This window comes from Parapedobacter sp. GCM10030251 (genome assembly GCF_042666505.1).
Classification (GTDB): domain Bacteria; phylum Bacteroidota; class Bacteroidia; order Sphingobacteriales; family Sphingobacteriaceae; genus Parapedobacter.
The window spans coordinates 744,883-768,175 of the sequence record NZ_JBHTDN010000002.1; the positions used below are offsets into that span (position 1 = coordinate 744,883).

Genomic DNA, 23,293 nt, shown 5'->3' on the forward strand with positions numbered 1-23,293 from the left:
GAAAAACGGAAGCGAAATTTGTTAATGTGGAAATTAGTCGGTATTTATGTGTTGGAAAGCAATCGTTTATGAAAGTCATTTTCGAACATCAATCGCATCCTTCTGGTCTCGGATTTCTGGCAAAAGAATATATCCAAACGTATTTTACCTCGCCCTTCCACTTCCATGATTTGTACGAATTGATTTGGATAAAAAAGAGTTATGGGAAGCTCTATGCCGGAAAAAAAATCGTGAACTTTAACGGCGGGGAAGTCTATCTTTTCGGGCCGGGTTTTGGCCATTGTTTCTACAACGAGAAGTCTTTCATCGAATCCGGCGAAACGGCTCATGCCATTGCTATTTTTTTCAAGGATGATTTTCTCGGAAGTGGCTTTTTTGATAATACGGAATATGTCCAAGTAAAGGAATTGCTTAACAAAGCAGCTTATGGTGTCCAAATAAAGCAAGTGGACGACGAAGTATATGCGTTGTTTTCAAAAATACCCCGCGAGAAGGGCATGAACGAATTGATTCTCTTTTTGCAATTGCTGAATCACCTGTCGCAGCTCGCTTCACCACCGTTGGAAGTGATGAATGAAACCCAATCGGTCATGAAACTCACCAACAAAGATTCCGCCCGGTTGGAACCGGTTTTGAAATACGTGATTGAAAATTTCAAGGGCGACCTGGACAGCAAGAAAGCCGCGGAACTGATTTACCTGAACGAGGCTGCTTTTTGCCGGTATTTCAAGAGGCGCATGGAACAGACCTTTTCGCAGTTCGTCAACCACGTGCGCATCACCCATGCCACCAGCCTGCTTCTGACCGAGGAATGGGACGTATTGCGTATATGCTATGAATGCGGCTTTAAAAATCTGTCCTATTTCAATCGGCAGTTCCGGGAAATCACCGGACAGAGCCCAAAAGAGTACCGAAGGGCATTTCAAGGCTCCAATGAAAGCCTGATCATGGACAACCAGGCGGATTAAATCCCGTTATCGCCTGGGTTATTGCCGGGGCGCTTCGAAAATTCAATTGTAAATATTGTATTGGAAATTGCAGTTGTGTGTTTTTATGAGCTGTGCTTTACAAAAAAGCACAGCTCATAATTTCGTAAAAATTGCCGGGAAAAACGGTTGTTAAAATTAAACTTTAATAAGTCAACTCATTTAAGCAAGGTACTACCTTAAACCGAAAGAAGGCCATGTATTAAAAGACATTACGCTTTTATTCCCAAGTAATCTTAATAACTTGCCCGGCTTCTCCCGAACAGTGCAGTACATCACCGTCCGATTTCTGCGGTACAGGAAATTCCCGGTTATCGACGGACATCGTTGTCACGCCGTTTGCCTTTAATTTCAAGACCAAATCTGACGCGGCACCCAAGCGGATATTTAGGGCATTTCCCTCGAGGGTAATGTCATCAATCCATCCGGTAGATGATACGATGGATACTCCCTTACCGTCATTACCCAAAATAAATGCTTCGCGCGTGTCATCGGGCATAGCGAACTGGAATGGCAGGGTGAGCATGCCATCGGCGTATGAATAGGCATGATTGAGAACGCCCAAAAATTGCGCGTCATTTACTTCGAATTGGTGGCTGTAAGACAACGCCGAGCCGCTAAACCCAACAACTTGACCATAGGCCGTTGCCTCGTTTACACACGAATACACTTCCGGAGATCCGCCTACGCGTCCGTGGACCCGGGTAGGTAATTGAGCGATATGCGGACGCACCCGTTTGCTCTTTGAAACCGTTGCATTGACCGATGCCCTTTGTTGCTCGTTGGTTTGTTTTAGATTGCCCCAGAATCCGTTACCGCCTACAATGGACGTGTTGACATGGTATCGTTGTGCATAAAACGGTGCGGCGTTATGCGGATATACAGCAAATGTGAATACTTGGCTGGGCAAAACCCCGGCAAACCGATTTGTAATACTTCGCATCGACTTGCTGCGATAGGTACTATAGTCACCATAGCCCGAAGCTCCGTTATTCATCCAGAAAAACTTCCCCTCTTGTAAAGGCATCAAACCGACCATGCAACGCTGGGGCTCGGTCACATCAATTTCTACCACCACATCGGGATGATATTCCCGTAACGTTCGCATAGCCCGCGTTACATAAAAAGGGAGGAGGTAATCATACCGATCCTTACGTTCTTGCGCACTGTATGTGCTATCGCCATGGGCTAACCCCGGGAGGGAACTGGGGAACGAGTTGATGGCGTCCCACTTAAAATAACGGACACCCTGATCAATCAACCATTTACAATCGTTGACAAAAACATCATAAAAGCCGCCCACCAAATCAAATACAGGATGATTCCATTGCCCTTTGACGGGGTTCCCGTTTTTGTCCAATATTACCCACTCGGGATATTCTTTGAACCGGTCTGCCGTAGCGTCGATTCCCATGGGCGACAGCCAGATTCCAGGAATCATACCTCGGCTTTCGATTTCAGCAATCAACGGCGCAATGCCACCGGATAGCCGTTGGTTCGGTTTCCATACCCCTTGCGTCACTTCCCAGCCATCGTCCAATACGAATAACTCGGCTCCTAACTCCGCGGCATAACCGATCTCTTCTTTAATACGCGCTTCTGTAAAAACGCCTCTTACATCGGCAGATGATCGTTGCATCCCCCATGTATTGTAATAAAAATGAGGATGGCGCGCCGGTTTATGATCGGTTATCTGTTCCATAACATACCGATGGATTATAGCCTCCGTATCCGCGGAATCTTCGTAAAACGCTACCGCTGTCCAAACGGTTTCATAGGGGTGTGCCCAATCCACGACTTCGTTCTCAAGATATCCTCCTCTTCTTATCGACGTACCGATTTTTAACTGGTCATTCTTTTTGGACGTCTCCAAGCCAATAAACCACAGGCTTTCATCGGTATTATCCAGATCGCTTTCACCGATTACACCTTGTGACCCATCGTTGGCAAATCGATCTCCGGCACTTGGCTGATACATCGTCTCGAACCCCCGGCGCGTGTCCTGCGAGGCATGTTCATATGCACTAAATAACGTGTAGCCCTCCATCTGAGTCGTTTGAAAGGGTCCTTTGACACTTACCTTATCGCCTCCTTGCAATGAAAAGAATGAAGAGTCAGGAGCAAACATATGACAATAGGCGAGGTTGTTCACCCGATTCCGTTGATCCGACGTGAAGGAACGCTGGAAATCCGGCAATGCTTCTTGGGCATACGATGCTATCCGGGTTTCCTTCAAGTGAGTCTGTGGACGATTATCCGAAAAAGCATATTGCGGAAAAATAAAATGGAGCGCGCCGTTGAGTTTATTCAAATTAAACCGATGCCTTTCTTTTACTTTCAGGAATAGCATTTCCCTTGTCAGCGTCGAAAACGGAAAGTATTGCTTGTGCACTTCTACGATCATTCCTTTCAATTGCTTTTGCCCCGCTATCCGCAAGACTAATTCTGTTCCTCCGTTGCCGAGCTTACGCACTTCATGGCTTTGATATTTCCATATAGACTGCAACGCGTGCACCAGTTGATTATTAATTACAAATTCAAACCAGGGAACGCTATCGGTTGATGCCAGTAATTCTTTTCCGAACTGCTTACTCCGCATAGACAACGGCATAACCCTACCCTTATCAAACGCGATTACCTGTGTCATCGCCTCGTTTTCGATGGTAAGTCGTTTTCCATCCCACGTAATTTGGGCAAGCGACAGAGCTGGAGCCAACCACAACACAACAGCAATCAAAAATCGTCTCATTGGAAACTGAATAGCTAAAAACATAAATACAAATCGAATTACAGATCGGGCCCCCACAACTGAAGTCCCCCCGCTCTTACTGCTTGTTGACCGCTGGTAAAGTTAACCAAAATGCCGATCGATACTTCCGTAGATTCCGCCAACGAAAAATCCACCTTGACATTGAAACGGTCTACGCCCGTCACAAAAGAAACACTGCCCAACGCACCGCTTAAATCAGCAAGATCTGGGAGCGTGCTGCCCTCGGCCACTACGAGATAGCGCTCCGCAGTGCCACGGTTTACCGCCGATGAGTTGCCTTCTGTTGTCCATATCACTTCGTAATCTCCTGCAGGCAAGGTAATAGTCTGATAAATTTTCCCATTTACAATCGCAGGATCACCATCTCCCCATTTTTGCAGACCAAAAGATCCTGAGTTGTTGATATTATCATATCCGCCGTAAATTTTATTACCGGCAGGACCTTGATTACGCATCACGTCATTTGTAACCCAATCTTTTAACGTCCCCCATCTTGCGCCATCGTACGTCTCACTTTGGAATGGCGCCGTGAAATTTTTAAGATAACGGCTGCTGAGGTCTATCATTGCAGGCGGCACATATTCTTCCACATGCTGCTCGGAATAAGCCGTCCGGAACGTGTCAAGCGCATTAGAATCCGGCAGAAACAGCGTCCTGTAAAAATAGGATGTCCCGGTTAAATAATCCTGAAAAAACGTCGAATCAACCATTGAGTTAACAATTCTATGTACGGTATCTCCAGCAAGGTTCACATATTTGATGTCAGTAGCGAATGCTCCCGCCGCGGTGTCGGCTACGCCCCAGACAATAAACATTTCGCCGTTCTTTTTCTGCTGGGAAGCTAAAACCGGTCTGTCCAGTAGTCGGGCCTGATACTTTTGCCCATAGGTATTTCCAAATACTTCCAGCGGTACGGATTGATTTTCCTCCTTATCATACGTGACAATCACAAATGAATAATTGCCTTCGGGAAGATTATCGATCATACAGGAGACCGTATCCATAGAAGGTTCAATCGGAATTTCTGTGGAATCAGCAAAAACGTTCCAAAAAATCCGTGCTTTGACGACGCTTGGATCCGGCCCTTTCGGCCAACTGATTTTTACCCGGTTCAAGCCGCCGCTTAGCCGAACATTTGTTGGTCGCTCTGTGTAGATCCTGCCACCTTTTTCTATATATTGTTCGTACGCATGATCCATTTTTTTACAGGCGTTCGATAACAGGCATAAACCCAACACCCCGTATATTAATAGCTTGTTATTCATAATTCTCCGATTATAGATTAGTTATTTCACCTGCCCCCAAAACGAAATCTCAGACGTCTGCACACCACCTCCCGGTGCCCATGTCTCCAAGGTTTTAAACCGAATATATCGGACGGGAGTCGTCATCGTCCCATCGAAGTCAAAATCTTCTCCGTTGATCACCGCATATTCGACATCTTCTGTGGTAGTGGATCCAAATGGTAGACCGGAAGGTTTAATCGAAGTAAAAGAACCCAGCAATTCCCAGTTGTTCCACCCACCATCGGGATCGGGGTTATTACTTCCGTAGATCTCGAACGCCTTAATCATTGGGGCAATGTAGGGATAATTGGCCCGCTGATAGACCTTCATCCGGCTGAAGGTAGCAGCAACTCCCAAATCAACGGTAAACCATTGCGGTACAGCATAAGTTGCAGATACGATCCAAACATTTTCCGAGTTATTGGTAATGCCATCCCAAATTTTTTCAATGTTGTAATTAAACGTGTTTTGCCAAGTATCGCTGGGAAGTTTGACTAATTTAAATTTGTCCTTTGGTATGACCTCTTCATACAGTGGAGTAAGTAGTTTTGTAAGCGTGTCCGACCGGTTGCCCCACCGGTCCTTTATAAACAACCCGATCTTTTTTTCCTTATCTTCCATTCCCCTGGCTGCGTAAGTAGCGTTTTCGCTGCTGGTAAAAAATGTCGTTACCGGAGCCCAGGTATCCCGGCCGCTTGAATCGACCATCACCACAATCGCCAAATTAGCTTTGCTACTATTTTCAAAAGACACTTTGACTCCCCCAAACGTTGCAGCTAGGTCTATGGTTTCAAAGACGGACAATACGGGAGGTGTCATCGGATTGACCGTTATTTCCACCGGTTCTGAAGCCTTCTCATTTTTGCCCACGCTAAAGATTTTAATGGGATAGCTTGCCGTACTACCGAATCCTTCAACACGTAACGTATCGTAATACCGGGATGCTTTGGTCTGGCGGACCACTCCGGGCTGGATTTCATATACCGCCTTCACATACGACAGATTCGGATCATCTGGAAGTTTGTACGTAATGACGGCACCTCCGGGTGTTGGAGTGACTTTCACATCCGTGACCGGTTCCGGAGCGGGTTTAGCTACATCCAAGTGGTCGAGGCGTTCGGCTTCCGAACAACCAAAAAAACCGATCGCCATTCCTGTAAGAGCAATGAGGGCTATATTTTTAATTTTCATAAAACTCATGTTATAACTGGTGAATAGTGTTTACCACCCTACGTTTTGTACCAAGTTTCGATTCACAATAATGTATTCGTCTTTTATGGGCCAGAAATAATCCTTTGTTCCAAACGTTTGGTCGTAGATAACTTTAGGCCGGTAGTACGCCCGGGCGGTTTGTTGTTTCAAATCCCAGCCAACGATGGGTTGATTGAGCATTCTGGTCGCATCTTTCCAACGCCTAATGTCCCAAAACCGATGTCCCTCAAAAGCCAGCTCAATAAGGCGCTCTTGTTGAATTATTTGCCGCAATCCTTCTTTTTCTTTTGGCTTATCAGGCCGATTGGAATAGCCGGCCCAAGCCGCCTCCACACCGGCCAATCCGGCACGTGTCCGAACCAAATCCAGGTATTTGTACACTTCGGCAGAAGGACCCGCAGATTCGTTAAGCGCCTCAGCATATAACAGGTATACGTCTGCCAGTCGAATGATAGGCCAAGGATAAGAGGTAACCGAGTAATTTGTGCCCGTGCCAATAACGTTTTGATAGTGGATATACTTCTTGATAAAATATCCCGTTATGGTGCCGCGGTCAGAAAGGTTACTGCCATTGCGCTGACCGCCCATTGCTTCCAAATAGAATAGTTCAGCTGGCTTTTTATCATCGTATTTGCCTTGCCCATACCACACCCCCCCGTCAAATCCCAGATCGGCATAGAACCTGGGTTCGCGATCAAAATGTAAACCTGCCGTGACAAAATTCTTCCGGATGTAAAGCTCATCCTGTTCCGTGGCTTCACGGAGGCTGAATCTGGAGCTGTAAGCCCATGTTTTATCCTCTTCAATAGGCACTCCATGTTGAGAGTAAAACATTTCAGCTATTTTCATAGGAGGAGAAAGCTCACCCCGCAATGGCCAATTGTCTAAATATTGTGGATCTATAAATGTGGTAGCCAACACCTGGAGACTACTTGAATTGGTCTGAGTATTGGCCCAAATGATCTCACGGTTCCACTTTTCACAGAGACTATTGCGTATGCTCATCTGAGTCGTCATGGTGTCCGTAAGATTATGTTGCCCGAATTCAGGCTGAAAATAATACAAGCTAAAACCGGCATTGTGGCACGCGTCTATCGCCTCCTTACAGGCTTGAGCAGCCCTTTCCCATTTGGCCGGATCAAATGTGGGATTGAACAGTAGTTGCCCATCCGGATTTTTCAAGGCAGCCTGGTCCGTATTTCCGTTGAAAAGGGGACTCGCCGCCGTTACCAGCACTTTCGCTTTCATGGCTAGCGCTGTTACAGCGGTCACCCTACCCAATTCGTCCATCGGATTAACTATTTCCGTGGGCAGGTATTCCAACGACTCATCGATCAAATTCACGATATAGTTGAAGCATGAATCCACTGGATCCCGCATCACCTTAACCTCTTCAGGATCCGCCGAGATCGGTAGATTTTTCTCAACAAGAGGGACAGGGCCGTACATCCTTACCAAGCAAAAGTGATAATACGCCTTCAAAAACTTCACTTCACTGGCCCATCGCGCACGTTCAGGGGCCTCCATATCCGTTACCTTCTCGATATTTTCCAAGAATATGTTGCAATCCCGCAACGCGCGATACATCAGTTGCCAATTGTCGCCATACGGACTCACTACATTCATCAATCCACGTGCGATATTAAACATCGCTCCTCCCCGTTCATTGATGCGCCAGATTTCGTCTCCGCCCAGCATAGCCGGATCCGAACCCAAGTCGCCGTTCCGTGGCATATATGAGTAACAAGTATGCAAAAATTTCTCGGCCTGAGTCCTTACGGTAAAGGCGTTGTCAAGTGTGGCAACGTTGTCCGGCACAATGTCCAAATAGTTGTCACATCCAGTAACTATGTTCAAGCATATAACCAATGCCAAACAGCTATATCTAAGTCGCTTACTATTCATAATAATAATTGGTTACCTAACTGTATCAAAAATTGATGTTTAACCCGATGTTATATATCCGTTGTACCGGATAGCCCAACCCATTACCTGCCATTTCTACATCCCATAACTTAAATTTGCTGAATGTCAGCAAGTTACTTCCATTCACAAAGATCCGGAAATTACTGGTCCGCAACCTTTTTTGCGCGTTGGCTGGCAATGTGTAGCCCACCTCAACTTGCTTCAACCGCAAAAAAGCACCGTCTCGCATAAACCACGTACTGGTTTGTACGTTGTTGTTGATTACGGTTGTACTCAACCTCGGCCAAAGCGCGTATACATCTTGGTTGTCTTCTGCCCAGTGACTGTCGGCATAAGCCTTTAGCAATTGCGTGTCATCGACAAAAGGGTACGTCTTATTGACATCAATCCAAAAAGACTCATTTGCAAGCCCTTGAAAGAATGCGGAGAAATCCAGGCCCTTATATCCAGCCGAGAAGCCAAAGCCGTATACGATTTCCGGCACGACGGGATTACCGATAGGAACAATATCGTCTTCGGTGATCTTTCCATCGTTATTGACATCCAAATATTTGATATCACCTCCTCTGTACTCTCCAAAAGGCTGCGTAGGAGAATTGTAGGCTTCGTAATCATCAACAAACAGTTTTTCAGCAATATAGCCATACCATTGGTTAATTGAATTCCCGACATGATAACGATACTGTTCACGATATTGCGGTTCTTCAAATTTTCTATATTGATTCGTTGCGTACGTAAAATTTCCCCGTATCGATAACCACCAACCTGTATACCACGACTGTTGATAATCCAGCGACATATCTACGCCTTTGGAAGACGCTTCTCCCACATTGGCTCGTATTGGTGCAGACAACCCCATGGTAACCGGCACATAACTGCGGGTCATCAAAATATTTTTACGGTACTCGTAGAAATACTCGGCTTGCAGATTCATTTTATTAAACAGGCCCAATTCAACTGCATAATTCTGCTTCACGGCTGTTTCCCAGGTGATATCCTCATTAGCATACCTTCCTACAGAAATGCCATTCCGGAGGTATGTTTGATCCCGGCCAAAAGTCGCCCTGCGATCCACATCATTCATGTTTACATTGGACAAATAGAAAAACCGATCTTCAGGAGATCCGATGGCGTCATTTCCGACAAACCCGTAAGTTGCTCGCAACCTGAAATTGGTAATGATATCCCGTGCGGACGCAAAGAATTTCTCATTGGATATGCTCCAGGCTAAGCCAGCCGACGGGAAAAAGCCAAACCGCCTCGATTGGTGAAACCGCTCCGATCCGTTGTAGCCAAAGTTAAATTCGGCAAAATACCGATTGTCAAATGAATAAGTTGCCCTGCCCGAAAGACCCAAATTCCTAAAAGGTAAGGATAGCTGGAGGTCCTTAGCGTTCGCATCAAGGTACTCCCGCATCATGAATACCAATAAACCGCTTATCCCATGCTTCTGATTAAAATTCCTATTGTAATTCAAGATGGATTGCAAGTAGAATGAAGAATTGACCGTTTTTTCTCCCGGCTCGTAACTCAGGTACTCGGTTGCGCTTGCTTCGTTCACATTACTGATTTCATAGGTATCAGTAAACCTGTCATATCCATTAAGCGTATAATAAAAAGGAGTATAGGCCCGTACCATATCAAAATAGGCATACCGATTGGTATTAAACATGGCTTCGATAGACAGACCTTCGGTTAAATAGGAGAAGTCGTGTTTGAGTTCGAGTTGGGCTGCCATTGTCGACGATGCATAATCCTTATATCCACGTGTCATATCCGCATATGGATTCCGGTAGTTACCCGTATCGTAATTCCCATACATGATGTGATTGACCGTTTGATGCTGTTGATCTTTGGGGAAGTAAGCGGGGAAAAGAACCGGATTAGATCGCACTACACGCTCGTACATCTCCGTACCACCGTAAATAGGCCCAGTATAGTCATCAAAATTACCGTTTAACCGTACCACCAACTCGGTGGTTTTTGTAAGGTTGATATTGACATTCGAACGAAGAGAATAACTTTTCAAATCGATATTGTTATTAAAGTTATTGCGACTGTCCACTTTCAAGACACCATTGTCCCGGTTGAATGTGCCTGAAACGAAATATTGTGCAACGCCCCCGCCTCCGCTGACGTTAAGATTCATTCGCTGGTTCATCGCATAATCCTTAAACATCATCTTTCGCCAATCATTCGCCGGATACACATAGGGATTCAAGCCGAGTTCTGTATTCATGATTTTTTCATCCGAATACAATAACGTATTCGGATTGATTTGTCCCAAGGGCGTACGCGTGTATACCGCCTCGTTATATTGTTTCATAAACGTGACCGGATCGGCCAATTCCACATTCTTTGTCGGTGTAGAAAATGAATTTTCAATCCGGAACGATAAGGCTGCCTTGCCGATCTGACCCTGTTTCGTGGTTACCAGAATCACGCCATTGGCCCCCCGGGCTCCGTATACGGCAGTTGCGGTCGCATCTTTCATAATGCTGAAACTCGCTATATCATCCGGCTGAAGGCGGGCCAGTTGTGTAGTGGTCACTTCCATGTTATCGATCAAAATCAAGGGATCAACCTTATATCCGAACGTAGTAACTCCCCGGATAAAAAAATCAGCGTTATCTTGTCCGGGTTCTCCGCTTCGTTGATACGCAATCATACCAGCGACCCTTCCGGCTAATGCCGTTGTCAGATTACTCGATGGATTTTTCTTCAATTCACTTGCGCTTACCGACGTCACAGAGCCCACCATGTCGCTCCGTTTCTGCTGCCCGAACCCGACTACGACCACCTCATCCAATGCGCTTGGATCGGCTTCCATTACCACATCAATCTTTGTCAACTGATTTACGCTAATTTCCTGGCTGACATAGCCAACCATCGAATACACCAAAATGGATGATGTGGTTGGCACATCAATGACATAGTTTCCGTTTTCGTCTGTTTGGGTCCCATTACTGGTTCCCTTGATTTGCACCGTTACACCAGGCAGTATACCTGTAGTGTCTTTTACGCTGCCGGTTATACGGATTGCCTGTGCATTTACTATCCCTGTGCATGCCATCGTCATCCAGAGGATCAGCGCGTAACGGATTCTTTTAGTACTTCTCTTTCCCATAATGACCTATATAATTGATTATTTTTAACAGAATGCTCATCTATTTGCGGGCATAATTTCTAGGATTTCCTGTCCGTAATGGCCCAGTGCCAATGCCATCTTCCCATGTATCAACTCCTCGCCTGAAAACACTCCCTTATCCCGATTCGTAAAACATGTGCGCACACGGTATGTACCTTCAGGCCGCACCCAAGGTATGTTGATGTTTCTCGCACTTTCCCCGCCATCGCCTCTCATTACCACAACTGCGCCAAAGCCTTGTTCATTGAGCTTGCCCCACCAATGCCAATCTGTATCAGTTGGTGCGGGGACGCCACTGAACTGAAAACAAGAGTAAACGTTGTACTGTCTATTCAGTCGATTTAACAAAGCAAACCCTTCTCGGTAGATCGATTTGTTTACCTCGCTCAATGACTCCAAATCCCCCGCAAATACACTCGGTACTCCCATAAACCAACTGCAAAGTTGCCGTTGTTGTATCTTCGGTGTCAAACTACCCTGGAAATTCACCGTAGCTGCACCGTAATATTCAATAGATCGAAGCGGCAGTCCTCTGTGGGCAAAGAACTGTCGGCGTGCATTCCAGCATCCTGCGATCAAACGAGCCCGAAGGCTGTCGACATCCGGGAAGGATTGAGCTGAGGCCCTTTGTCGTGGATTTCCGGCCCCAGCATAGTCATTTGGTGGCACATGAAAGTAATGCGCATGTTTCAGTGCCGCCACGTCGCACGGGGTGCCCGGAGTTCCCCAATAGATTTCGTGGGTTAATTCCAAGTGCACATCGGGAGCCATTTTGGCAATCGCGTCTTGCGCTTCAAAGAGCCCCCTAAGTCCCCTGAGCATCGATTCCTTATGTGTACGGCTATCATGTCCCCTGGCAATGTCACCGAACTTGATATTTGTCAAATCCTGTTTAAAGTAAGTGGCATGATAGCGGTCATATAAGCCGATTAAGTCGTTGGCGTAATAAAATCGCCAATTGCTGGCATAACTCATCGCCAAGGCCCCATCTCGTTCCACTTTGGGATAACTATATGCTGTGGGTAAAGCCTTTAAATCAGCCGATCGCTCGGGATGCCGGAAACAAGTCACCCACAAGCCCGCATTTAATCCTTTATCACGGAGATACGCCATCGTCTGACTAAAATTGGGAAAGTTTGCGGTGTCAGGAACAACGCTGAATCGTGCTATCGCGTTAGGCGTGTTAGCTTCGGACCACCCTGCATCTAATAGCAGTGTCTTTATCCCAATATCCGCAGCAATGTCAGCCGCGGTTCGCATATTATGGTCGTTGATCAGAGGTCCATAGTTAGACCAGCTGCACCACAAAGGGACGGATAATGCGGGATCAAATGTCTTGATCCCGACCACCTGCTGTAAATACCGCTGGAAATGCGTCTCCACAGTCCTGTCTAGCGCAGTGGAAACTGCCGATATTGTTTTAATCGATGGCCCGGTATATGCATAGGTAAAAACAGGTTCAGACTTAAATTGTTCTGCAGGCCCTAATACCCACTCAAAATGATCCAAATGATATCCCATAGCTCCTTCGTCAGATATGACACGCAGTGCTGAAGGAATTTCACTGACCTGCAGCAAACCATGAGTTTGGCCGTTATCGGAAAAAGCGCGGATGCTGGATACCGCTCCCCTGTCAGAAGGTGTTAAGTCGATCACATTCCGATAATCCCCAGACAGACAAAGATCATCGATCGTCAGACTATCGACCTTTAACCACAACTCACTGTTATTAATAATCTCTATCCATTTTCTAATGGCCGGGTAGTCCTCGTGAATTTCGTAAACAACATTAACCGCTAGGCCAGCAAGGTCATCCGTGTTGCATCGATAGCGCACTCGCAGTTGATGAACATCTAATTCAGGTTGAAATGATATAATTTTATGCGCATCGAACTCGGTGCCCCACGTAGATGCGCTACAGGTAGCTACTTGTTTCCAAGCTATTTGCTGTACGTTGCCGACATGATCACTGTTTACCAGTAGTTCGTCTGTTTCCGCCAAATCATCTTTTAATGAAATTGCTCCGTCGGTCCCGATAGCTTCACTTAATCCTTCAGGTGCTTTATTAGGCACAGCACGGTAAATCCGGAACGATAATTCAGGTGTTTCTCCTACGATCATATTTCGGCCAGATACACTAAGGACTTCGGTCCGTAATCCCATTTTATCCGCGCGTAGCTTCCGTTTCAGCGGTCCCGCATTTAATTCAACGGCCCCGTCATCTTCCATGACAATGGGAGTTACCTGCGCCTGAATCTTAGCTACGCCTATCGAAAAAAACAAAACCCAATAAATCCGCATACACCATTTAATCAATAACATAGCAATCCCTTATTTTCAATAAAACATCTGCTGCTTACGACATCCGCGGTTTACGGAATCCTTTACCTAGGCCTATAGATATTGGTTTTCATAATGGCTAAATTCCACAAAAATAAAGCATCTAAAAAGCACAAGATTTGCTTGTTATGATACATTATTTACAGCGATTAAAACGTTATCGTCAACCCACCATCCACTGTCAGCACCGATCCGGTGATATACGAGGCGTCCGGACCCGCTAAGAAATAGACTACTCCGGCTACCTCCTCCGGTTTACCCGCTCGTTTCAAGGGTAGGTGGCCATATTTCACATAATTATCCGCGAACCATTCGCTTTCCAGCTCATTTCGGCCGTCACCTTTAATCGACATGGGTGTGTTTATAAATCCCGGAGCAATGGTATTTGCCAAAATCCCGCGCGGCGCCAGCTCAAGCGCCAGGGAACGCGTAAATTGGGTAACGGCCGCTTTGGCGATGCCATAGGCAGAACTCCCCGGCGCTACACGCTCATAATGAATGGACGTAATATGGATGATGCGCCCTGCGTCTTTCAAATAAGGCAGCAGTGCCCTGCAGCTTTTTACCGTTCCATACAACATCACCTGCAAGGAATTATCCCATTTCGCAAAATCTCCCTCGAGCGCTGGCGAGGCTTCCGAAATTCCGACACTATTGACAAGAACATCGAAACTACCTTCCATTGCACAGATTTCTTCGGCGAAACGGGACAGATCGCTTTCCTTCCTTACATCTACCAGGTAGCCCCGATGACCATCTCCAGGGAGGCTCGCCACGACCTCTTCCGTTTTCGCCCGATTGCAGGATGCCACAAGGACCCGCCATCCTTCATGGGCAAACCGCCAGGCAGTGGCCGCACCGATCCCCGACGACCCTCCTAAAATAACTGCTGTTTTCTTCACCATCGGTTAATAAGTAGCTCTCCCGCCCGAAATATCAAACACAAATCCGGTCGAAAAACTTGCTTCCGGCGAAACAATCCAGCCTACCATTGCCGCAACCTCCTCAATCGTCCCTAACCGCTTCATCGGTATTTTACTGACCATATACTCAAGTTGTTCCGGTGCTGTATCCGCGTTCATGGCCGTCTTGATTACCGCCGGAGCCAATCCATTTATGGTAATCCCCTTTTCAGCATATTCCTTTCCGATTGATTTTACCAGTCCGATAACCCCGGCCTTCATTGCAGAGTACCCCACCATGTAGGGATTCCCTTCCTTTCCGGCAATGGAGGCAATCAACAGTATGCGACCGTAGTGCCGCTTTTCCATGAGTGGGATACCGTACTTGGCGACCAAGAAAGCCCCCCGCAGATTCACACCATAAATTTTGTCGAATTGGTTAACGTCATACTGCGTGATGGGTGTGTGGGTAGGCCCTACGATGCCCGCAGAATTCACCAGCACATCCAGCCTTCCATACTGCCTCTCCAAGCGATCAAAACACACACGCACAGCCTCTTCATCCGACACGTCGAGGATCATCCCGGCACAGCGAAGACCGAATTGTTCAAATTCGGCAACCGTATCCGTAAGCTTTTTTTCATCGTTATCCAATAAGATGACTGTAGCCCCCTCTTCGGCCAATCGTTTTCCGATCCCTTTTCCCAAACCGTCGGCTCCACCCGTAACGGCGGCCACCTGGTTTTCAAATCGTTTATTCATACCCATCGTTCAAAATTTTGCTGTTTTCTTTTACCAGTCAGTAATAAAACCACGAATAGATATCCCGATCACCCGTCTCGCACGGATTATTTCTCGTATGATTTAGCAGGTTTATCATCATCGTTAGCGAGGTCTAAATTAGGTTGATCTCCCGTCGATGGAAAGCACCCCATTTGCATAGTGTGATACATTATTTACACATCAATCAAAAATATTTGTAAAACGATCCATTATTTGCTAACTATGTATCACCATTTATTCACCAACGTATGCAAAACCATCACATGAAGAGCATTTTCCAGCACCAAAGCGCCACGGCGGATATGAGTTTCGTGGTCCGGGAATACCTTCAACCCCATTTCACCTCCCCATTCCATTTCCATGATGCCTACGAACTCATCATCATTTCGCGAAGCCATGGAAAGCTCTATGTGGGCAATAAAATTTTAAATTTCTCGGATGGTGAAATCTACTTGTTTGGCCCAGGGTTATCCCATTGCTTTTTAAATGACCGATCCTTTAAGGAAACCGGGGAAACCGCTCATGCGATTGTGATCTTTTTCAAGGAAGATTTCCTGGGAAAGGACTTTTTTACGAGGGCGGAATTAGCCCCCATAAAAGACCTGCTGCAATTGTCGGCTGTCGGCTTGAAGCTGGAGCTGCCAGATCCGTGGCTTCACGATAAACTTCACGCAATGGTTCAATCCAAAGGAATGGAAGCCCTACTGTCACTGTTGCAGATCCTCCATAGGCTATCACATATGCAAGCTCATTTACATTCCATCAATAGCACGATTCCGAAGATATGGCCAAAGCAGGGCGATTCGAATCGATTGGAAAAAGTGATCCGCTACATCATCGATCACTTCAAAGAAGAACCCAACAGCAAAGAAGCGGCCTCTGTGGCATGCATGAATGAAGCCGCATTTTGCCGGTATTTCAAACGACGTACCGAAAAGACATTCTCTCAGTTTGTCAATTACGTACGGGTTACCCATGCCACCAACTTACTTATGCAAAAGAAATGGAGCATTGCAGGCATTTGTTACGAATGCGGTTATAAAAACATTTCGTATTTCAACCGGCAGTTTAAGAATGTGATGGGCGTTACCCCGATGGAATACCGGATGAACCATTCCAACGCAAACGCTGCGATTATCGAGGAAGCCATTTGATACTACCAGAACACTCCATACAGCGCTACCAATATTCCGCAGACCAATAGTGCACCTACGGCAAAGCCCCGGTCTACGGAGAACATCCTTCCGTCCACTTCCAATCCCTTTGTTTGCACTCCCCGGCTCCGATCCCATTGGCTGATCCCCCACATGCCGAGGGCGCACAAAACAAAAACGATACTCATCCGGTCGAGAAATGGGATTTCGTAAACGCCCGCATCATTCTGCTTGGCAAAACCGATCGGTTCCAGGAACGACCAATCGAACCAATACGGAGAGAACTTTAACACGATGGACAGGAAAAATCCGCCGATGGTCGCAAACAATGCGGCATTGGATGTCGTACCCTTCCAGAAAAAACCCAAGATGAACATGGCGAAAATGCCCGGCGAAACAAACCCTGTATATTCCTGGATATACTGGAACCCGCCCTTTTTGTCGATTCCCAAAAAGGGGGCGATCACTACGGCAAGCACCATCGCGCAGATAATGGTTAATTTTCCGATCCACACCAACTTCCCATCCGAAACCGTCTCACCTGCAATCCGTTTATAGATATCCAGCGTAAATATGGTGGCGATGCTATTGGCTTTGCCTGCTAATGATGCCACTACGGCAGCCGTAAGGGCGGCAAATGAAAGTCCTTTGAGCCCCGTTGGCAAAAGATTCAGCAACACCGGATATGCACGGTCTGGATTCACGACTCCGTCTGTACTCATGGACTGCTGGAAACTCCCCTGTTCGTACAACACATACGCGGCAATTCCCGGCAACACCACGATCAACGGCATGAGTAATTTCAGAAAGGCCGCGAAGAGAATGCCTCGTCTTGCCGTCTTCAGATCCGCCCCCAGTGCGCGCTGCGTAATGTACTGGTTGCAGCCCCAGTAGTTAAGATTTGCAATCCACAGTCCACCCAGGATTACACTCAGACCGGGCAGATCAAAATAATTCGGGTTATCCGGGTGCAAAATCATTTCAAAATGGCCGCTGGCATGTTCCGTCATTCGCTTAAACCCCGCTATGACGCCCGAGTCGCCGAAACGGTCTGCCACGAGATTTAGTGCCAGATATGTGGTCGCCAACCCTCCGAAAATTAAGAACGCAACCTGAATCACGTCCGTGTAGCCGATCACCTTCATACCACCCAACGTAATAACGATGGCAAAGACCGCCAGAAAGTACATACACACCGTCAGATCCAACCCGGATATGCTGTTAATCGCCAATGCGCCCAGAAAAAGGATCGAAGTGAGGTTCACTACAACATAGAGCAACAGCCAGAAAACGGCCATGATCAATCCGACCGTATCGTTATACCGCTGGCTCAGAAACTGCGGCATCGTAAAGATCTTGTTTTTCAGGTATACCGGAATGAAAAATACCGCAACAATTAATAAGGTCAGCGCAGACATCCATTCATACGAAGCAATGGCCAGTCCCATCTTGAAGCCCGAGCCGCTCATCCCTATGAATTGCTCCGCCGAAATATTGGAAGCGATCAGTGACGCCCCGATGGCCCACCAGGTCAACTTTCCTTCTGCCAGAAAATATTCCTTCGTGGATTCGTTGGCGGACCGCTTCCGGAAATAAATCCAAAAACCATAACCTGCCACAATCATAAAGTAACAGATGAAAACGAGGTAATCTCCGGTGGCTAATTTATTCATTGGTCAATTTGCTGGCTTTATAACGGTACCGGCAAAATTAACCCACATTGAAAAAAAAAGCCCGCACAAAGTTTGCGCGGGGTGATACACTATTTGCCAAAACCCAACATGCCGAAATTACGGCCGCCTTACCGGCTTGACTTGTTCGGCGTCTAATGCCCTCCTGCCACGGGCTCGGATTGCGTAACCTTTCCCAGTTTACGGCTGCAATACAGTCCGTATCCTGCTACATATGCATAGCAGATCGCTGGGATGATAAAAGAAGGTTTAAGTCCAATGACGTCCGCCATCCACCCCTGCAAAAGCGGAATCAGCGCACCGCCGAGAATACCCATTACGAGCAAGGAGGCGCCCTGACTGGTATGTGGGCCCAGCCCCGTGATTGCCAGCGTAAAGATATTCGACCACATGATCGAATTGAATAACCCTACGGCCAATAAGGTCCACATGGCCCAACTTCCGGTGCCTAATACGGTTGCGAGTATCAACCCGATATTCACCAAGGCAAATACCAGCAATGCGCGGGCGGCTACCGATCGTCCGATGGCAAAAGCTCCGAAATTCAGTACGATAAAGATCAGGAAGGTAGCGATCTGTTCGAAGGAGAGATTCACGATGCTGTAGATGACCAGGAATACCGCTATTGCCGCCACCAACATATAGCTCATTTTCTTCGTCGCGTTCAATTTGTCATTCAATGATATTGAGCCGAGGAACCGACCGATCATGGCTCCGCCCCAGTACAATGCCAAGTAGTTTTTGCCTACCTGTTCATCCAGTCCCATCACATCTGGCTGACTGATAAAGCTAATGATCAGGCTTCCAATTGCGACTTCCGCTCCGACGTAAAAGAAAATGCCCAGCACACCCCCGCGTAACTGCGGGAAAGCCAACGCTCCCAATTTCCCACCTCCTACTTCCTCAGCCTGAAATCGCGGCAGCTTAATCATCCTTACAAACACGGCTAACAATACGAATAGCAATCCGAATATCAGATACGGAATCTTGGTTGCATCCGGCGTAATTTCCCCGCCTTCGGCAAAAAATTCAAAGATCAAATACCCGCCCAATACCGGCGCAATGGTTGTTCCCAACGAGTTAAACGCCTGTGCCAAATTAAGCCTGCTGGATGCTCCTTCCGGTGGACCTAAGATGGCTACATAGGGGTTGGCAGAAATCTGCAGCAGGGTAAACCCGAGTCCAAGCGTAAATAGCGCCAACAAAAACATCGGATATACCGCCATCTGCTCGGCCGGATAAAACAATAGGCAACCCAGGGCAGAAATCAACAAACCGATGATAATACCACCTTTATATCCGATTTTATTGATGGGATCGCCGGAAAAATAAGATACCGCAAAATAAATCACCGAACCGATGAAATAGGCTCCAAAAAAAGCAAACTGCACAAGCATGGCCTGGAAATAGTTCAGCTGAAATAATGCCTTTAAATGCGGAATAAGGATATCATTCATGCAGGTAATAAAACCCCACATGAAAAAGAGGGTGGTTAAAGTGGCTAAAGAAACGTTGTAATTCGATTTAGCATCCTGAGATTGCATCATAATTTTTCTATTTATAACCGCCAAACATAGATAAATTTGCTTGCATATCCAATCAAAATCTCATACAACAATAGCTTGCCTCGGTGCGCAGGATTGCTGCACAGCTATCGAGCGAACCCGATGCCCCTGAAAGGCGGTCTTGTAGCGTTTACATGCTATGTTCCACTGAAATTTCAGTCACCGAAAACGGCTGTTGAATCGCCGCATGGGCCGCCTCCCGGGCAACCTGCGCTTCTTCCTCGGAAACCTGCTCGGGGCGGTATCCATCTACGGGAGCCTGCTGCCCGAACAAGGATTCATACCACGTACAAGCCGCGATAAACCGGCCGATATGCAAATCCAGGTGATATCCGTCGCGGGTCAGGTCGTCGCCGAGTACGGTCCGTGCATTTTGAATGGCCGTACCACTGGGAATCAGCTTATCGAAGGGCATCAACGTTTCCGCTTTTGCCGAGGCATCCATGATGGCGCGATACATCGTCTGCTGATCCTGGTTGTAATTGGCAAACCCTTTATGGGTAGACGTTGGGGCATACGCCCAGGTTTGATGCCAAATCAGGCGAACCCGTCCGGCAGTAACACTGTCTACATACCGATATACGCCTTTGAGCGGCTTCACATAGGAGTCAAATTGCCCCGACAGCGGGCTGGCCTGCTGAAGCGATACGTAATCCCACCGCTCGTCCTGCAACGCCGTACGTATGCTGATGTTTTCCGTTGTCGTTTTTTCCCCTTTCACGTCGATCTTCCGATAGCTGTACGCCGCGCTATCCGTCTGCACATTTTTCCAATGTAACGATAAGGGTGCCCCACCGATGTAGAGATTGCCGATGACGATCGGCTTACCCGATACCTCGGCCAGCTCATGCAAATATTGTTCAACGGCATCCTGCGAAAAGCTGTTGCCGATCGCCAACACCCGAAGTGTATCTGTGGTCTGTCCACGGAGGTTGAATGCGAGGGATACAAAAAGCAACAACCCAATTGATCGATTAATTAATAGCATCTTCAATTATAGGAAAAACGAGCAGACGATGCAAACACAAACGGAAAAAAAGCGCCAACCGATTACAATCGGCTGGCGCAGCAACTTCGCCCGACACTCCTAGGATACCGGTGCAGCAACTTCTTCGGTGCCGTCACTCGCCCAGTTTATCCGTCCGGAAAAATACATCAACAAGGCTACCGTGATAAATAAACCGATACTGCCAAATAGTAACGCCATATCTTGCAATTGAATGATGACAAAAATAAACACGTAGAATATCGCGAGGATTGCGGAAAAGATCAACGCCACCCGGCGACGGCGCAGGAGCTTGGCGATGAAACCTCCGATCAGCGCAATGGTTGCTACCGAAGCGATGGCATATGCCGCATTAAAGCCCACATGCTCCGAAAAGGAAAGTAACAACGTATAGTACACGATCATGGCCGCACCGATGAGCACATACTGGATGATGTGGATGCGCCGTTTGGTGATCACCTCCGCAAAAAAGAGGGCGACAAACGTCAATACGATAATCAGGATGGCATATTTAGCTGTGCGCTCCGCCTTTTGGTAGTGATCCACCGGTTGCAGAAACTGGATGCCGAATCCCGTAGCCTGGTGTGTCTTATCAGAAGCTATTGCAGCAGGAGTTTCGGCGGTTGCGGGATCGGCCGCGTAAACATCATCGCTTCCAGCGAAGTCAATGTGTTCACCAATGGTGGTTTCGGCGGCTGTCCATTGCTGGGGCAACTGCCGTGAAAAATGCGGCACTTCCCATTGCGCGGCAAAACCCGAATCCCGAATTTCACGCTCGTCAGGCAGAAATGCTCCGAAAAATTTCGGTGCACCCCAATTGCCCGTCACGTCGACGTGGGTATGCTTGGCCAGTTGCAGGAAACGCAGGCTTTCGCTACCGCGCAAATCCAGTGTAAACGAAAAAGGAAGCTGTTCCCACGGCTCTCCGGAAAGCTCGGGCGCAACCACCACATTACTGCTGAATACCCCGATGTCGGCATACTCCGTTTCCGGTTCATACGCCCGTTCACCCAAGGTAATGGCCGGACTGTTCTTAAGGCCGCGGAGATCGCCGACGCCGATAGCCAACCTTGCCTTGTTCCATAACACCTGGTCAGGCGCGACGTCCGCTTTGGCCAAGTCCAATGCACCGAACCTTCCGTCCATAGCCACCTTGGCCTCGTATACCGCGGCGTCGAATATGCCGCGATGCAGCAGCTTGGCGTCCGTCTCCGCACCGATACGGAGTTCTTCGGGCAACAAGTAAAGATGCTGAATGCGCTCTTCGAGTTTCTCCACCTCGCCCATCACGGTCCTGACCATTGTCTTATACGGAACGACCAATACCGGACCGCCCAATACCTGCGGGCCCGACCAACTGCGGCCGATTTCAGCTACCACGCTCCGTTGCCGCTGCTGACGCTCCTGGATGAGCGACATGATCTGAAATGACGGGATCAGCAATACAACCGCCAGCAGGCCAATTACAAAAAGTTTGAGCGTTACCGAATTGTTGAGCCAATAGCCCAACCCCGATGTCAATTGAGATTTTGTTTCCATGTTGTTTGATTTAAAAGCACTTTGAAATACAAAGTAATTGAATAAAAAAATTTATTTTTTTTGTTGTTTAATCAGATTTTCGAGAGTTTCCAGGTGTTTTGCAAATGCTCGTTTCCCTTTTTCCGAGGCTTCATAACTGGTATTGGTTTTTCGGCCTACAAATGCCTTGTTTACCCGGATGTATGCAACCTTTTCCAGTGCCTTCAGGTGCGAAGCGAGGTTTCCGTCGGTCACCTCCAGCAACTCCTTGAGTGCATTGAAATCGTAACGCTCATTGGCAGCGAGCACCGCCATGATCTGTAGGCGCACCCGGTTTTCAAACGCCTTGTCGAAGTGTTCGAGCATCACGCTATCCTCCGGTCATATTTGAAGTACATGATAAATCCGTACAGGATGTGCAGCACACCGAATCCGAGCGACCAGAAAATCAGGCCGTAGCCGGGCAAACACGCTGCCAGCAGCCCCAGCACAATCTGCAGGATGCCCAATCCCTTCACATCGCTGTAGGTATACTGCCCGCCTGCCACCAGCGCCAATCCATAAAAAATCAAGCAGGACGGAGCCACCAATCCGTATGTGCCACGGGCGATCATAATCACCACAAACAAGCCACCGGTCACCAAAGGCACACCCATGGCTTTAAGCAGCCCACGGCTTGCCGGATTCCAGATACCCTGCCCCTGCTTCCGACCTTTCCGAACGGATAGCCAAACGGCCGTGCCCACCGACAGCAATAGCACGACTGAAGCAATAATTACCAACCTGACCAAAACCGCGTCTTCCGTGACGTAGTGGTCGCGATAACCGATCTTACTCGAGAAACCATATACCTCACGGTAACCCAAAGCTGCACCGATCAGGGCATAGCATCCGGCCAAGATCCCCGATAGGCCGCTTAATGAAATGAATTTGGCCGACCGCTCCATCAAATGGCGGATAGAAAGTAGTTCGGATTGCAGCTGCTCGTGATTCATACTAAAAGCAC

The 23,293-nt window shown here is 47.5% G+C and carries 16 protein-coding genes; 2 read left to right on the plus strand and 14 right to left on the minus strand.

What is annotated here, in order from left to right; all coding sequences use genetic code 11:
* Positions 1-68: 68 nt before the first annotated feature.
* Entirely contained in the window at positions 69-968 is a 900-nt protein-coding gene (locus ACFQRK_RS08830) for a helix-turn-helix domain-containing protein (RefSeq protein WP_379005679.1), read from the plus strand.
* A 238-nt stretch (positions 969-1,206) separates the two neighbouring features.
* Here ACFQRK_RS08830 and ACFQRK_RS08835 read toward each other — a convergent pair whose 3' ends face one another.
* From ACFQRK_RS08835 to ACFQRK_RS08870, 8 genes are all read right to left on the minus strand, one after another.
* Complete coding sequence (locus ACFQRK_RS08835) at positions 1,207-3,735, minus strand: alpha-galactosidase (protein WP_379005681.1); 2,529 nt, start codon at positions 3,733-3,735, stop codon at positions 1,207-1,209.
* A gap of 38 nt (positions 3,736-3,773) precedes the next feature.
* The gene (locus tag ACFQRK_RS08840) at positions 3,774-5,021 is read right to left on the minus strand and encodes a DUF4998 domain-containing protein (RefSeq protein ID WP_379005683.1); all 1,248 of its coding nucleotides are present in this window, start codon (positions 5,019-5,021) and stop codon (positions 3,774-3,776) included.
* Between the two features lie 21 nt (positions 5,022-5,042).
* Complete coding sequence (locus tag ACFQRK_RS08845) at positions 5,043-6,233, minus strand: DUF5000 domain-containing lipoprotein (protein WP_379005685.1); 1,191 nt, start codon at positions 6,231-6,233, stop codon at positions 5,043-5,045.
* 30 nt (positions 6,234-6,263) lie between these two features.
* Complete coding sequence (locus ACFQRK_RS08850) at positions 6,264-8,111, minus strand: RagB/SusD family nutrient uptake outer membrane protein (protein ID WP_379005687.1); 1,848 nt, start codon at positions 8,109-8,111, stop codon at positions 6,264-6,266.
* 73 nt (positions 8,112-8,184) lie between these two features.
* Positions 8,185-11,307 (minus strand): SusC/RagA family TonB-linked outer membrane protein, encoded by a 3,123-nt coding sequence (locus ACFQRK_RS08855; protein WP_379005689.1) that lies wholly within the window; start codon positions 11,305-11,307, stop codon positions 8,185-8,187.
* A 36-nt stretch (positions 11,308-11,343) separates the two neighbouring features.
* Positions 11,344-13,650 carry a hypothetical protein gene (locus ACFQRK_RS08860; protein WP_379005691.1) on the minus strand — a complete coding sequence of 769 codons (2,307 nt, stop codon included), beginning with the start codon at positions 13,648-13,650 and terminating at the stop codon, positions 11,344-11,346.
* Between the two features lie 167 nt (positions 13,651-13,817).
* Positions 13,818-14,573 (minus strand): SDR family NAD(P)-dependent oxidoreductase, encoded by a 756-nt coding sequence (locus tag ACFQRK_RS08865; RefSeq protein WP_379005693.1) that lies wholly within the window; start codon positions 14,571-14,573, stop codon positions 13,818-13,820.
* 3 nt (positions 14,574-14,576) lie between these two features.
* Positions 14,577-15,332 carry an SDR family NAD(P)-dependent oxidoreductase gene (locus ACFQRK_RS08870; protein WP_379005694.1) on the minus strand — a complete coding sequence of 252 codons (756 nt, stop codon included), beginning with the start codon at positions 15,330-15,332 and terminating at the stop codon, positions 14,577-14,579.
* Between the two features lie 284 nt (positions 15,333-15,616).
* Here ACFQRK_RS08870 and ACFQRK_RS08875 point away from each other — a divergent pair, with 284 nt between their 5' ends.
* Complete coding sequence (locus ACFQRK_RS08875; RefSeq protein WP_379005696.1) at positions 15,617-16,507, plus strand: AraC family transcriptional regulator; 891 nt, start codon at positions 15,617-15,619, stop codon at positions 16,505-16,507.
* 2 nt (positions 16,508-16,509) lie between these two features.
* Here ACFQRK_RS08875 and ACFQRK_RS08880 read toward each other — a convergent pair whose 3' ends face one another.
* From ACFQRK_RS08880 to ACFQRK_RS08905, 6 genes are all read right to left on the minus strand, one after another.
* Positions 16,510-18,180, minus strand: a complete 1,671-nt coding sequence (locus ACFQRK_RS08880; protein ID WP_379005698.1) for a sodium/sugar symporter — start codon at positions 18,178-18,180, stop codon at positions 16,510-16,512.
* Between the two features lie 152 nt (positions 18,181-18,332).
* Entirely contained in the window at positions 18,333-19,745 is a 1,413-nt protein-coding gene (locus tag ACFQRK_RS08885; RefSeq protein ID WP_379005700.1) for a sugar MFS transporter, read from the minus strand.
* Positions 19,746-19,893: 148 nt separating this feature from the next.
* Positions 19,894-20,751: a DUF4886 domain-containing protein gene (locus tag ACFQRK_RS08890; RefSeq protein WP_379005702.1), complete on the minus strand. Its 858-nt coding sequence runs from the start codon at positions 20,749-20,751 to the stop codon at positions 19,894-19,896.
* Positions 20,752-20,850: 99 nt separating this feature from the next.
* Positions 20,851-22,308, minus strand: a complete 1,458-nt coding sequence (gene creD, locus ACFQRK_RS08895; RefSeq protein WP_379005704.1) for a cell envelope integrity protein CreD — start codon at positions 22,306-22,308, stop codon at positions 20,851-20,853.
* Between the two features lie 51 nt (positions 22,309-22,359).
* Positions 22,360-22,653, minus strand: coding sequence for a winged helix-turn-helix domain-containing protein (locus ACFQRK_RS08900; protein ID WP_379005706.1), 294 nt, complete (start codon positions 22,651-22,653; stop codon positions 22,360-22,362).
* On the minus strand, positions 22,653-23,282 hold the full coding sequence (locus ACFQRK_RS08905; RefSeq protein WP_379005708.1) for a hypothetical protein: 630 nt from the start codon (positions 23,280-23,282) through the stop codon (positions 22,653-22,655). The genes ACFQRK_RS08900 and ACFQRK_RS08905 overlap by 1 nt, the downstream gene beginning before the upstream one ends.
* Positions 23,283-23,293: the final 11 nt, after the last annotated feature.

Coding starts and splice junctions, on each gene's coding strand:
- ACFQRK_RS08840 (WP_379005683.1), bottom strand. CDS start 5,021: ATGAATAACAAGCTATTAATATACGGGGTGTTGGGTTTATGCCTGTTA.
- ACFQRK_RS08855 (WP_379005689.1), bottom strand. CDS start 11,307: ATGGGAAAGAGAAGTACTAAAAGAATCCGTTACGCGCTGATCCTCTGG.
- ACFQRK_RS08860 (WP_379005691.1), bottom strand. CDS start 13,650: ATGTTATTGATTAAATGGTGTATGCGGATTTATTGGGTTTTGTTTTTT.
- ACFQRK_RS08890 (WP_379005702.1), bottom strand. CDS start 20,751: ATGCTATTAATTAATCGATCAATTGGGTTGTTGCTTTTTGTATCCCTC.
- ACFQRK_RS08905 (WP_379005708.1), bottom strand. CDS start 23,282: ATGAATCACGAGCAGCTGCAATCCGAACTACTTTCTATCCGCCATTTG.
- ACFQRK_RS08880 (WP_379005698.1), bottom strand. CDS start 18,180: ATGAATAAATTAGCCACCGGAGATTACCTCGTTTTCATCTGTTACTTT.
- ACFQRK_RS08875 (WP_379005696.1), top strand. CDS start 15,617: ATGAAGAGCATTTTCCAGCACCAAAGCGCCACGGCGGATATGAGTTTC.
- ACFQRK_RS08870 (WP_379005694.1), bottom strand. CDS start 15,332: ATGAATAAACGATTTGAAAACCAGGTGGCCGCCGTTACGGGTGGAGCC.
- ACFQRK_RS08835 (WP_379005681.1), bottom strand. CDS start 3,735: ATGAGACGATTTTTGATTGCTGTTGTGTTGTGGTTGGCTCCAGCTCTG.
- creD (WP_379005704.1), bottom strand. CDS start 22,308: ATGGAAACAAAATCTCAATTGACATCGGGGTTGGGCTATTGGCTCAAC.
- ACFQRK_RS08865 (WP_379005693.1), bottom strand. CDS start 14,573: ATGGTGAAGAAAACAGCAGTTATTTTAGGAGGGTCGTCGGGGATCGGT.
- ACFQRK_RS08900 (WP_379005706.1), bottom strand. CDS start 22,653: ATGCTCGAACACTTCGACAAGGCGTTTGAAAACCGGGTGCGCCTACAG.
- ACFQRK_RS08885 (WP_379005700.1), bottom strand. CDS start 19,745: ATGATGCAATCTCAGGATGCTAAATCGAATTACAACGTTTCTTTAGCC.
- ACFQRK_RS08845 (WP_379005685.1), bottom strand. CDS start 6,233: ATGAAAATTAAAAATATAGCCCTCATTGCTCTTACAGGAATGGCGATC.
- ACFQRK_RS08830 (WP_379005679.1), top strand. CDS start 69: ATGAAAGTCATTTTCGAACATCAATCGCATCCTTCTGGTCTCGGATTT.